Source organism: Ornithinimicrobium cerasi, assembly GCF_003702705.1.
Classification (GTDB): domain Bacteria; phylum Actinomycetota; class Actinomycetes; order Actinomycetales; family Dermatophilaceae; genus Ornithinicoccus; species Ornithinicoccus cerasi.
In genome coordinates, this window is the sequence record NZ_QZMN01000002.1 from 15,521 (window position 1) to 26,933 (window position 11,413).

At 71.4% G+C, this 11,413-nt stretch carries 12 protein-coding genes and 2 tRNA genes; 5 read left to right on the forward strand and 9 right to left on the reverse strand.

Going from position 1 to position 11,413, the window contains the following annotated elements; genetic code table 11:
• Positions 1-51: 51 nt before the first annotated feature.
• The 3 genes from clpX to D4B81_RS01975 all read right to left on the reverse strand — a co-directional run bounded on the left by clpX (position 52) and on the right by D4B81_RS01975 (position 2,814).
• The gene (gene clpX / locus D4B81_RS01965; RefSeq protein ID WP_122260866.1) at positions 52-1,326 is read right to left on the reverse strand and encodes an ATP-dependent Clp protease ATP-binding subunit ClpX; all 1,275 of its coding nucleotides are present in this window, start codon (positions 1,324-1,326) and stop codon (positions 52-54) included.
• 185 nt (positions 1,327-1,511) lie between these two features.
• The gene (locus tag D4B81_RS01970) at positions 1,512-2,207 is read right to left on the reverse strand and encodes an ATP-dependent Clp protease proteolytic subunit (protein WP_122260867.1); all 696 of its coding nucleotides are present in this window, start codon (positions 2,205-2,207) and stop codon (positions 1,512-1,514) included.
• 22 nt (positions 2,208-2,229) lie between these two features.
• Positions 2,230-2,814, reverse strand: a complete 585-nt coding sequence (locus D4B81_RS01975) for an ATP-dependent Clp protease proteolytic subunit (RefSeq protein ID WP_237565754.1) — start codon at positions 2,812-2,814, stop codon at positions 2,230-2,232.
• Between the two features lie 160 nt (positions 2,815-2,974).
• Here D4B81_RS01975 and D4B81_RS01980 point away from each other — a divergent pair, with 160 nt between their 5' ends.
• Complete coding sequence (locus D4B81_RS01980; protein WP_237565755.1) at positions 2,975-3,922, forward strand: DMT family transporter; 948 nt, start codon at positions 2,975-2,977, stop codon at positions 3,920-3,922.
• Between the two features lie 115 nt (positions 3,923-4,037).
• Here D4B81_RS01980 and tig read toward each other — a convergent pair whose 3' ends face one another.
• Together tig and D4B81_RS01990 are read right to left on the reverse strand one after the other, a co-directional pair.
• Positions 4,038-5,453 carry a trigger factor gene (tig, locus tag D4B81_RS01985; protein WP_122260868.1) on the reverse strand — a complete coding sequence of 472 codons (1,416 nt, stop codon included), beginning with the start codon at positions 5,451-5,453 and terminating at the stop codon, positions 4,038-4,040.
• An 80-nt stretch (positions 5,454-5,533) separates the two neighbouring features.
• Positions 5,534-5,610 (reverse strand) — tRNA-Pro (locus D4B81_RS01990).
• 110 nt (positions 5,611-5,720) lie between these two features.
• On the opposite strand from D4B81_RS01990, the gene D4B81_RS01995 reads away from it, so the two are divergent.
• A tRNA-Gly gene (locus D4B81_RS01995) sits at positions 5,721-5,791 on the forward strand.
• A gap of 11 nt (positions 5,792-5,802) precedes the next feature.
• On the opposite strand, the gene D4B81_RS02000 is transcribed toward D4B81_RS01995, so the two are convergent.
• Complete coding sequence (locus tag D4B81_RS02000; protein WP_122260869.1) at positions 5,803-7,209, reverse strand: sugar nucleotide-binding protein; 1,407 nt, start codon at positions 7,207-7,209, stop codon at positions 5,803-5,805.
• Between the two features lie 2 nt (positions 7,210-7,211).
• Entirely contained in the window at positions 7,212-8,222 is a 1,011-nt protein-coding gene (gene rfbB, locus D4B81_RS02005) for a dTDP-glucose 4,6-dehydratase (protein WP_122260870.1), read from the reverse strand.
• A 33-nt stretch (positions 8,223-8,255) separates the two neighbouring features.
• On the opposite strand from rfbB, the gene rfbA reads away from it, so the two are divergent.
• The 3 genes from rfbA to D4B81_RS02020 all read left to right on the forward strand — a co-directional run bounded on the left by rfbA (position 8,256) and on the right by D4B81_RS02020 (position 10,124).
• Positions 8,256-9,119 (forward strand): glucose-1-phosphate thymidylyltransferase RfbA, encoded by an 864-nt coding sequence (gene rfbA / locus D4B81_RS02010; RefSeq protein WP_122260871.1) that lies wholly within the window; start codon positions 8,256-8,258, stop codon positions 9,117-9,119.
• A 23-nt stretch (positions 9,120-9,142) separates the two neighbouring features.
• Positions 9,143-9,751 carry an SIMPL domain-containing protein gene (locus tag D4B81_RS02015; RefSeq protein WP_122260872.1) on the forward strand — a complete coding sequence of 203 codons (609 nt, stop codon included), beginning with the start codon at positions 9,143-9,145 and terminating at the stop codon, positions 9,749-9,751.
• A gap of 88 nt (positions 9,752-9,839) precedes the next feature.
• Positions 9,840-10,124 carry an antitoxin gene (locus D4B81_RS02020; protein WP_170955367.1) on the forward strand — a complete coding sequence of 95 codons (285 nt, stop codon included), beginning with the start codon at positions 9,840-9,842 and terminating at the stop codon, positions 10,122-10,124.
• 75 nt (positions 10,125-10,199) lie between these two features.
• Here the strand turns inward: D4B81_RS02020 and D4B81_RS02025 are convergent, their stop codons facing one another.
• Together D4B81_RS02025 and D4B81_RS02030 are read right to left on the reverse strand one after the other, a co-directional pair.
• A complete protein-coding gene (locus tag D4B81_RS02025) occupies positions 10,200-10,667 on the reverse strand; it encodes a ribose-5-phosphate isomerase (RefSeq protein ID WP_122260873.1) in 468 nt (155 codons plus the stop codon).
• Between the two features lie 51 nt (positions 10,668-10,718).
• Positions 10,719-11,375, reverse strand: a complete 657-nt coding sequence (locus tag D4B81_RS02030) for a mycothiol-dependent nitroreductase Rv2466c family protein (RefSeq protein WP_122261106.1) — start codon at positions 11,373-11,375, stop codon at positions 10,719-10,721.
• Between the last annotated feature and the right edge of the window lie 38 nt (positions 11,376-11,413).

An 11,413-nucleotide genomic window follows, 5' to 3' on the forward strand; every position in this document is an offset into this window, starting at 1 on the left:
GAGGCCCTGCCTGAAGCCCTCAGCCGCCTGAGGCGGGTCGAGCCCGCAGGCTCAGGCGCTCTCCTTGCGGGGCGGGCGCTTGCGGGTCGGCAGGTCGCGCCGCACGATCGTCGGGTTCACGTTCTCCAGGACGACGTCGCGGGTGATGACGACCTTGGCGATCTCGTCGTCGGAGGGCACGTCGAACATCACCGGGAGGAGCACCTCCTCGAGGATCGCCCGGAGGCCGCGCGCACCGGTCCCGCGCAGCAGGGCCTGGTCCGCGATCGCCCCCAGGGCGTCGTCGTCGAACTCCAGCTCCACCCCGTCGATCTCGAACATCCGCTGGTACTGCTTGACGAGCGCGTTGCGCGGCTCGGTGAGGATGTTGACGAGCGCATCCCGGTCCAGGGGCGAGACCGTGGTGATGACGGGGAGCCGACCGATGAACTCGGGGATGAGGCCGAACTTCATGAGGTCCTCGGGCAGCACGTCGGAGAACTGCTCGTTGGCGTCCTTGGCCGACTTCAGCTCGGCACCGAAGCCGAGGCCCTGCTTGCCCGTACGGGCCTCGATGAGCTTCTCCATCCCGGCGAAGGCGCCGCCGACGATGAAGAGCACGTTGGCGGTGTCGATCTGGATGAACTCCTGGTGCGGGTGCTTGCGCCCACCCTGCGGCGGGACGCTGGCGACCGTGCCCTCGAGGATCTTCAGGAGGGCCTGCTGCACGCCCTCCCCGGAGACGTCACGGGTGATCGAGGGGTTCTCGCTCTTGCGCGCGATCTTGTCGATCTCGTCGATGTAGATGATCCCCGACTCGGCCTTCTTCACGTCGAAGTCGGCGGACTGGATGAGCTTGAGGAGGATGTTCTCCACGTCCTCGCCGACGTAGCCGGCCTCGGTGAGCGCGGTCGCGTCCGCGATCGCGAAGGGGACGTTGAGCATCTTGGCCAGCGTCTGGGCGAGGTAGGTCTTGCCGCAGCCGGTCGGGCCGATCAGCAGGATGTTGGACTTGGCGATCTCCACCGCGTCCTCACCGACCCGCGTCTCCCCCGCCTGGATCCGCTTGTAGTGGTTGTAGACGGCGACCGCCAGCGCGCGCTTGGCCGGGTCCTGGCCGACGACGTACTGCTGGAGGAAGTCGAAGATCTCCCGTGGCTTGGGCAGCTGGCCCAGCCCCAGCTCGGAGGACTCGGCGAGCTCCTCCTCGATGATCTCGTTGCACAGGTCGATGCACTCGTCGCAGATGTACACGCCGGGGCCGGCGATCAGCTTCTTGACCTGTTTCTGGCTCTTCCCGCAGAAGGAGCACTTGAGCAGGTCGCTGCTCTCACCCATACGTGCCACGCGGACATCCCTTCGTGCTCGGCCGTGCTGTGCTCACGACGGTACCTTGCCGGGCCGTCCCGGCGTGGCCTTTTCCGTCCGGGACCCTGGCGTGTTCGGAGGGTGTCCGCTCTCAGCGCAACGACCGGAGCCCGCCCCCCGGGTGGGGGACGGGCTCCGGTCGGCCACGGTCACGGCATACCGGGTCAGTTGTCCCTGGACGCCTTGCGCGAGCCGAGGACCTCGTCGATGAGGCCGTACTCCTTGGCCTCGGCGGCGGTGAGGATCTTGTCGCGCTCGATGTCCTTCTGCACCTGCTCGACGCTGCGGCCCGAGTGCAGGGCCCAGGTCTCCTCGAGCCAGGTGCGCATGCGGAGCACCTCGTTGGCCTGGATCTCGATGTCCGAGGCCTGGCCGTACTCGCCACCGGCGAGCGCCGGCTGGTGGATGAGCACCCGCGCGTTGGGGAGGGCGAACCGCTTGCCGGGGGCGCCCGCGGCCAGCAGCACGGCGGCGGCGGAGGCGGCCTGGCCGATGACGAACGTCTGCACGTCCGGCTTGATGTACTGCATCGTGTCGTAGATCGCGGTCAGCGCGGTGAAGGAGCCACCGGGGCTGTTGATGTACATCAGGATGTCGCGGTCCGGGTCCTGGGACTCGAGCACGATGAGCTGGGCGATGACGTCGTCCGCGGACGCGTCGTCCACCTGCACGCCGAGGAAGATGATGCGGTCCTCGAACAGCTTGGTGTAGGGGTCCTGACGCTTCATGCCGTAGGAGGTGCGCTCCTCGAACTGCGGCAGGATGTAGCGGCTGCTCGGCGCGGGCACCGAGAGCCGTCCGGCGCTCGGGGCCGCGCTGGTCCAGGCGGCGCCGGCGTAGGGGTTGCTGGGCTGGGTCATGTCAGCTCTCTTTCGTCGCGGCTCAGGACTCGGTCTTGGGCGCGTCGTCGGCGCGCTCGTAGACGTGGTCGACGAAGCCGTAGTCCTTGGCCTCCGACGCGGTGAACCAGCGGTCGCGGTCGGAGTCCCTCTCGATCTGGTCGACCGACTGCCCGGTGTGCTCGGCGATCAGCGCGGCCATCTGCTTCTTGATGTGCAGCATCTGCTCGGCCTGGATCTTGATGTCCGAGGCGGTGCCGCCGATGCCGCCGGAGGGCTGGTGCATCATCACCCGCGCGTGCGGCGTGGCGTAGCGCTTGCCCTGGGTGCCTGCGGAGAGGAGGAACTGCCCCATCGAGGCGGCCAGGCCCATGGCCACGGTGCACACGTCGTTGGGGATCCACTTCATGGTGTCGAAGATCGCCATGCCGGCGGTCACCGACCCGCCGGGGCTGTTGATGTAGAGCCAGATGTCCTTCTCGGGGTCCTCCGCCGAGAGCAGCAGCAGCTGGGCGCAGATGGCGTTGGCGTTGTCGTCGCGCACGTCGGAGCCGAGGAAGATGATCCGCTCCTTGAGGAGACGGTTGTAGATCTGGTCGTCGAGGCCCGCGATGGGGCGGTCCTGCATGCTGATCTCCTGCGTCATGCCGTGTCTTCCCTCGCTTGTCGGGGTATGCCGGGTGCCCGGCTCTCCTGTCAGTGACCCTAACGCCCGGTTCCGCCGCGCCACTCCCGCGGGTCGCCGATGTTCGCCCTGAGCGCAGCGCCTCGCCGTCTAGGCTGACGCGGTGACCTCTCCTGACCCGGGCGCCCGGGTGGACCGCACCTGGATGGTGGCGCTGGCGGCCTCGTTCTGGGGGTTGTCCGCGCTGTGGCGCGGTCCCCTGGCCCGCGAGCTGCCCTCCCTCACCATCGTCTTCTGGGAGCACCTGCTCCTGGCCCTCCTCGTCAGCCCGTGGCTGGTCCCGGCGACCCGTCGCCTCCTCGCCGCGTCCGTGCGCACGAAGGTGTGCGTGCTCGTCATCGGCGCCGGCTCGTCGGCGCTGGCGACCGTGCTGTTCACCGCCGCCTTCCGGGTCGGTGACCCCATCACGCCCCAGGTCCTGCAGAAGCTGCAGCCCCTGGTCGCCCTCGCGCTCGCCGCGGTGATCCTCGGCGAGCGGCTCCGCCCCCGGTATGCCGCCTTCCTCGCCCCCGCGCTCGTCGGCGCCTGGCTGCTGACCTTCGCCGACCCGCTGCGGGTCAGCGTCAGCAGCGCCCAGGCGGCTCTGCTGGCGCTGGGCGCGGCGACGCTCTGGGCGGCCGGCACGGTCCTCGGCCGGGCGGCGAGCACCGAGCTGGGCTTCCGCGACCTCACCTCCCTGCGTTTCACGGTCGGGCTGGTGACGCTGGGCGTCCTGGCGGCGGTGACCAGCACCCCCTTGGCGCTCCCCCCGGCCGCCGTCCCGTCCGTCGTGCTGCTGGCGCTGGTCCCCGGCCTGGCGGCGATGGTCCTCTACTACCTGGCGCTCGGGCGGACCCCCGCCTCCCGCGCCACGCTCGCCGAGCTGGCCTTCCCGGTGACCGCGACCCTCGTCGGGGTGCTCGCCCTGGACGCCCGCCCCACCTGGACGCAGTGGCTGGGCGTCGGCATCGTCCTCGTCACGGTGGTCCTCCTCTCCCTCCACGAGCGGCGCAGCACCCACCCTGCGGTCGTGGTCCAGGACTCCGACTCACGACGCCTTCCTGTCCTGTGAGTCGGACGCATCTGACTCACAGGACAGTTTCCGGTCGCGAGATACCGGACAGACCGCAGCGGCCCCGGTCCGTGATGGGGACCGGGGCCGCTGCGGCGCTGTGGTGGTGCTCGGCTCAGGCCTTGGGAGCCTCGTCGGTGCCCTCCGCCGGCTGATCCTCGGCGGCGTCGGCGTCCTCGTCGGCCGTCTCGTCCGCGGCGAGCTCCTCGTCGTCGAGCAGGTCGTCGTCGTCGAGCAGGTCGTCCTCGTCGTCCTCGTCCTCGTCGGCCGGGTCGATCTCGTCGAGGTCGATCACGGTGCCGTCCGTGTCGGTGACGGTCGCACCCTCGAGCACGTTGGCCAGCGCCTTGCGGCGTCCGACCTCGGCGACCATGGACTGCACCTGGCCGCCCTGGTCGATCTGCTGGGCGAACTCCTGCGGGTTCATGCCGTACTGCTGGGCGGTCATCATGATGTACTCGATGAGCTCGCCCTGGTCGACCCCGATCTCGTCGCGGGCGACGAGCGCGTCGAGCAGGAACTGGGTCTTCATCGCCTTGGTGGTCGACTCGGTCACCTCGGCGCGGTGGGTGTCGTCCTCCAGCCGCCCCTCGTCCTCGAGGTGACGGTGCACCTCGGCCTCGACGAGGTTCTGGGGCACGGGGATGTCGACCCTGGCCAGCATCGCGTCGAGGACCTTGTCCCGCGCCTCGATGCCCTGCTCGAACTTCGCGGCCTGCTCGGCCTGCTTGCGCAGGTCGGCCTGCAGCTCCTCGAGGGTGTCGTGCGGGCTGGCCAGCTGGGCGAACTCGTCGTCGAGCGCGGGAAGCTCGCGCTCCTTGACCGACTGCACGGTGACCGTGACGTCAGCCTGCTCGCCCGCGCGGTCGCCGCCGGCGAGGGGTGCGGTGAACTCCACGGTCTCGCCGGCCTTGGTGCCGCGCAGCGCCTTGTCCAGGCCCTCGAGCATGTTGCCCGCACCGATCTCGTAGGAGACACCGGTGACGGAGTCGATCTCGTCCTCGCCGATCCGCGCAGAGAGGTCGATGGTGGCGTGGTCCCCGGTCTTGGCCTTGCGGGTGATCGGCTTGAGGGTCGCGAAGCGGCCGCGCAGGGCCTCCATGCGGGTCTCGAGGTCCTCGTCGGTGACCGCGGTGGGTGCGACCTCGACGGCGAGGTCGGTGAAGTCGGGCACCTCGAAGGCCGGGATGACGTCGACCTCGGCCTCGAAGACGAGGTCCTGGTCGTCGCCCATGGGCAGGGAGGTGAGGTTGACCTCGGGCTGGCCCAGCGGACGCAGCTCGTGCTCGGCGACCGCCTGGGTGTAGTACTCCGGCAGGGCCTCGTTGACGGCCTCCTGGACGACGGCACCGCGGCCGAACCGCTGGTCGATGATCCGGTTGGGGACCTTGCCCTTGCGGAAACCGGGGACCTGCACCTGCGCGCCGATGGCGCGGTAGGCCGCGTCCAGGCGGGGCTTGAGGTCGGTGGCGGGGACCTCGACGGTCAGCTTGACCCGGGTGGGGGTCAGGTTCTCGACAGCGCTCTTCACTGCAGGGGCTCCAGGGTGTTCGGGGGTATGCCGTGCTCCAGGACGTGCGGAGGCGCGGCGGATCGTTTCACCATGCTAGGTGGTCGGGGTAGCCGGATTCGAACCGGCGGCCTTCCGCTCCCAAAGCGGACGCGCTACCAAGCTGCGCCATACCCCGTCGACCGCGTGCGGGAGCACGTCGGACGGAGGGCTAGACTATCGGCTCGGTCGCGCTGCTCCGCACCAGCGAGGGCGCCGACCTGCATGACCGGACGCAGACCAACGTCTGCGGGTGTAGCTCAATGGTAGAGCCCCAGTCTTCCAAACTGGCTACGCGGGTTCGATTCCCGTCACCCGCTCTCCCCCACCCTCAGCGACGCCGCCGCAGGTGCCGCGCGAGGGCCTCCCACTGGTCGCCGGGCGTGAAGCCGGTGGCGCGGATCTTGTCCAGGGACAGGACCGAGCGGGCCGGCCGGGGCGCCAGCGCCGGGGCGTCCACGGGGCGGGAGGCGGCATACTCCTGGGTGCTCACGGGGGTCACCGACACCTCGGCGCCCAGCGCCGCGAAGACCCGCTCCGCGACCCCCGCCCACGAGGTGGGCTCCCCGTCGTTGGTCACGTTGTAGGTGCCGTAGGCCGCACCGCCGGCGAGCAGGTGCGCGGTCGCTCGGGCGAGCTCGTCGGTGAAGGTGAGCCGCCCGACCTGGTCAGCCACGACCCGGGGGCTGACGCCGCGGGCCGCGAGGTCGGCCATCGTCGCCACGAAGCTCCTGCCCTCGCCCACCACCCAGGAGGTGCGCAGGAGGTAGTGCCGTGGCAGCACGGCCACGGCGAGGTCGCCGGCGGCCTTGGACTGCCCGTAGACCCCCAGCGGGCAGAGGGGGGCGTCCTCGGCATACCCACCGGCCCCGCCGCCGGTGCCGTCGAAGACGTAGTCGGAGGAGAAGTGCACCAGCGTGCGACCCTGCTCCCTGACGGCGCTGGCGAGGGCCGCCACACCGGTCGCGTTGACCGCCCAGGCCGACCTGCGCCCCTGCTCGGTCTCGGCGGCGTCGACCGCCGTGTCGGCCGCGGCGTTGACGACCGCGTCGTAGGGCGAGAGATCCAGCGACGCGACCGCCGCGGGATCGGCGAGGTCGAGCTCGGCCCGACCCCGGCCGACCGCACCGGGCAGGTGCCGGACCAGGGCCTGCCCCAGCTGGCCCTCGGCGCCCAGCACCAGCACCGGCCGGGGCGGCACCGGGGTCACCTCCGCCAGGCGCGGGTGGGCGCGGTCCCGGTCGGAGACCACCGCCCGCTCCAGCGGCACGGGCCAGCGGACGGCGACCGTCTCGTCGGCCAGGTTGAGCATCGTGTAGGACGCGTCGGGTCGCCAGTGGTCGTTGACGAGGTAGGAGTAGACGACGTCCTCGGTCAGCGTCTGGTAGGCGTTGGCCACCCCGCGCGGCACGAACACCGCGGTGGCCTCGTCCAGCACCTGGGTGTGCACGGTCCCGAACGTCGGGCCCTCGCGCAGGTCGACCCAGGCGCCCAGGACGCGCCCGGCCGCCACCGAGACGAGCTTGTCCCACGGCTCGGCGTGGAAGCCGCGCGTGACCCCGGCCGGGCCGTTGTGCGCCACCGAGTGCTGGACCGGGGCGAAGTCGGGCAGGCCGGCGGCGACCATCTTCTCCCGCTGCCAGTTCTCCTTGAACCAGCCCCGGGGATCCCCGTGCACCTGCAGGTCCAGCACGAGCAACCCCGGGACGGCCGTCCGGCGGACCCTCGGGTCACCCACGCTCACTGCCCCTTCGAGGCGTAGGCCGCCTCGACCGCCGCCTTCTTCGGTGCCCACCAGTCCTCGTGCTCGCGGTACCAGTCGATGGTGCGCGCCAGACCCTCCTCGAAGGAGGGGTAGGCCGGCTCCCAGCCCAGCTCGGTGCGCGTGCGCGTGGGGTCGATCGCGTAGCGCAGGTCGTGCCCGGCGCGGTCGACCACGTGGTCGAAGTCGTCGGGGTCGTGCCCCAGCAGGCCCAGGATCAGCCGCACCACCTGCAGGTTGGACCGCTCGCCGTCCGCGCCGACGAGGTAGGTCCGCCCCACCTGACCCCGGTCCAGGATCGCCAGCACCGCCGAGGAGTGGTCCTCGGCGTGGATCCAGTCCCGCACGTTCTCGCCGCTGCCGTAGAGCTTCACCCGGCCGCCCGCCAGCAGGTTCGTGACCTGCCGCGGGATGAACTTCTCCACGTGCTGCCACGGCCCGTAGTTGTTCGAGCAGTTGGACAGGGTCGCGCGCACCCCGAACGAACGCACCCAGGCGCGGACCAGGTGGTCGGCACCAGCCTTGGACGCCGAGTAGGGGCTCGAGGGCCGGTAGGGCGTGCTCTCGGTGAACCGCCCCGGGTCGTCCAGCGCCAGGTCGCCGTAGACCTCGTCGGTGGACACGTGGTGCAGGCGCACCCCGTGGCGGCGCACCGCCTCCAGCAGCGTGAACGTGCCCACCACGTTGGTCTGCACGAACGGCCACGGGTCGTCCAGGGAGTTGTCGTTGTGCGACTCCGCCGCGAAGTGGACCAGCGCGTCGTCCTCCCCGGTCAGCTCCCCCACGAGCTCGTCCACCAGGCGCGCGTCGGTCACGTCGCCCTCCACCAGCCGCACCCGCTCCCCCGGCAGACCCGCGAGCGCCTCCGGCGACGCGGCATACGTCAGCTTGTCAAGCACGATGACGTGGGCGTCGGTGCGGTCCACCACGTGGTGGACGAAGTTGGACCCGATGAACCCGGCCCCACCGGTCACGAGAAGTCGGCGCATGCCGCAACCCTATCGATCGGTACTGTCATGCCCATGCGAGGCATTCTCCTGGCCGGGGGCACCGGAAGCCGGCTGCACCCGATCACGCTGGGCATCAGCAAGCAGCTCGTGCCGGTCTACGACAAGCCGATGATCTACTACCCGCTCAGCACTCTCATGCTGGCCGGGATCCGCGACGTGCTCGTCATCACCACGCCGCACGAGGCCCCGCAGTTCCACCGGCTGCTGGGGGACGGCTCCCAGTTCGGCATCTCCGTCACGTATGCCGAGCAGCCCTCCCCCGACGGGCTCGCCCAGGCGTTCCTGCTGGGCGCGGACCACGTGGGCCAGGACTCCTCCTGCCTGGTCCTGGGCGACAACATCTTCTACGGCCCGGGGCTCGGCACCCAGCTGCGGCGCTTCGAGAACCTGTCCGGCGCAGCAGTGTTCGGCTACCGGGTCTCCGACCCGACGTCCTACGGTGTGGTGGAGTTCGACGACGGGGGCCGGGCCGTCTCGCTGGAGGAGAAGCCGACGGCTCCGAGGAGCCCCTTCGCCGTGCCCGGCCTCTACTTCTACGACAACCGGGTCGTGGAGTACGCCCGCGCCCTGCGGCCCTCGGCGCGCGGGGAGCTGGAGATCACCGACCTCAACCGCCGCTACCTGCAGGACGGCGAGCTGCAGGTCGAGATCCTGCAGCGCGGCACCGCCTGGCTCGACACCGGGACCTTCGACTCGCTCAACGACGCCTCCAACTTCGTGCGCACCCTCGAGGCGCGGCAGGGTCAGAAGATCGGCTGCCCCGAGGAGGTCGCCTGGCGCCTGGGCTTCCTCAGCGACGAGGAGCTGGCCGAGCGGGCGGAGCCGCTGCGGAAGTCCGGCTACGGCGACTACCTGCTCGGCCTGCTCGTCGGCTGAGCGCGGGCACTAGCATCCGCCTCATGGAGACCGACGACACGGTCGTGGTGCTCGGCACCGGCCGGGCATCCGCCGCCCCCGACACCCTGGTCCTCGACCTCCAGCTCGCGGCGCACGGCCAGACCGTGGCCGAGGCGCTGGCAGCGCTGACGCGGGCCTCGCACGCGGCCCACGAGGCCCTGCCGGGGACGCTCCCCCGGACCCACGGCCTCGGGGTGCACCCGCGGCACGACCACCAGGGCCGCCAGGTGGGGCACACGGCATACCAGGCCCTGCAGCTGCGCGTCGGCGACCCGTCGGCAGCCGGCGAGCTGGTGCAGCGGCTCGGCGAGGCGGTCGGCGACGCGCTCGGCGTCAACGGGTTGCGTCAGGAGGTGGCGGAGCCGGCCGGCCTCCTCCGGGAGGCGCGGGAGCGTGCCTTCGAGGACGCCCGGGAGCGGGCGGAGCAGTATGCCGCGCTCGCCGGCCGTGAGCTCGGCCCGGTCGCCCGGGTGCGGGAGGCCGGCACCTCCGTGCCGGGGCCGCAGGAAGCCGCCGACGCCCGGTTCGCCATGGCGTCGGGGCCGGTGGTCGACCCGGCCGACCAGGAGCTCGTGGCCGTGGTCGAGGTGACCTGGCGCCTCCTGGGGTAGCGGTGGACAGGCGGCGGGGCCTGTGCTGGGCTGGGGACCCCGGACCGGCAGCCGCCGGCCCGGTGACCTGCAGAGAGGACATCGCACGATGGACGGTTTCCTGGACAAGGCCAAGGGCCATGCCGACGGCATGCTGGACAAGACCGACCTCGACGAACGGGCCGCCGACACCTGGGAGCAGCACGGCGACCGGGTGACCGAGGGGGTCGACCAGCACGCGGACCGGATCGACACCGGCCTCGACAACGCCTCGGACGCCGTGAGCGAGCGGACCGGGGGTCGCTTCGACGAGCACCTGGACCGGGGCGGCGAGCACGTCCGCGAAGGACTCGACGGGCTCGACGGCAAGGACGACGACTTCGCCGGGGCCTGAGACCCGGTGGCCACGAGCCCCCCGTGCCAGCTCGGCGCGGGGGGCTCGTGCGGGTGAGGGGGCCGGGCCCGCCCGTCAGGGCAGGGGCGGGAGCGTCCCGTGCTGCTCGTAGGCGCTCATCATGTCGATGCGCCGCTGGTGCCGCTCGTCACCGGAGAACGGGGTCCTCAGGAAGGTGTCGACGATGGACCGCGCCTCCTCGACGGAGTGCATGCGGGCGCCCACCGACACCACGCGGGCGTCGTTGTGCTCGCGCGCCAGCCGGGCGAGCTCGGGGTCGTAGGCGAGCGCCGCGCGGATCCCGGCGACCTTGTTGGCGGCCATCTGCTCGCCGTTGCCCGACCCCCCGAGAACCACCCCCAGGCTGTCCGGGTCCGCGGCGACGGCCTCGGCCGCACGCAGCACGAACACGGGGTAGTCGTCGAGGGCGTCGTAGGTGAGCGGGCCGTGGTCGAGGACCTCGTGGCCCTGCTCGGCGAGCCAGCTCACGAGGTCGCGCTGCAGGTCGAAGGAGGCGTGGTCGCCGCCGAGGTGGACACGCATCGGGATGCTCCTGGGTGTGAGGTGGGGTACGTCGGGACCGCGGGTTGCCGCTCAGCTGAAGTCCGGCCCCGTGCTACGGGTGCGCTTGATCTCGAAGAAGCCGGGGGTGCCGGCGACGAGGACGCAGCCGTCCCAGAGCCGGCCCGCGTCCTCACCCTTGGGGGCGGGGGTCACGACCGGGCCGAAGAACGCGACCCCGTCCACGGCCACGACCGGGGTGCCGACGTCGTCGCCGACGAGGTCGATGGCCCGCTGGTGGCTGGCGCGCAGCTGCTCGTCGACGTCGGTCGTCGTGTGCACCTCGTTGAGCGCCGGGTCCAGCCCGAGCTCGTCGACGACCTCCGCGATGAGCTGGCCCAGGTGCTCGGTGCCACGGTGCTCGAGGTGGATGCGCTGGCCGAGGGCGTCGTACATCCTCTTGCGCAGCTGGTTTGCCTCCTCCTCGGGGAGGTCCTTCGTCGCGGCGACGATGGTGCGCACCGGAGCCCAGGAGCGGTCGAGCATCTCGCGGTAGCCCTCGTCGAGGTGGCGGCCCTCGTTGAGGACCGACAGGCTCATCACCGACCAGGTGACGTCCAGGTCACGGACCTGCTCGACCTCCATCATCCAGCGGGAGGTCATCCAGGCCCACGGGCACACGGGGTCGAAGAACATCTCGGCGGTGCTGCGGCCGGTCGTCGGGGCGGTGGGGGTGGTGGCATCGGTCATGCCGCCCATCGTGGCACCCGGTCACCGGTGCCGCCGAA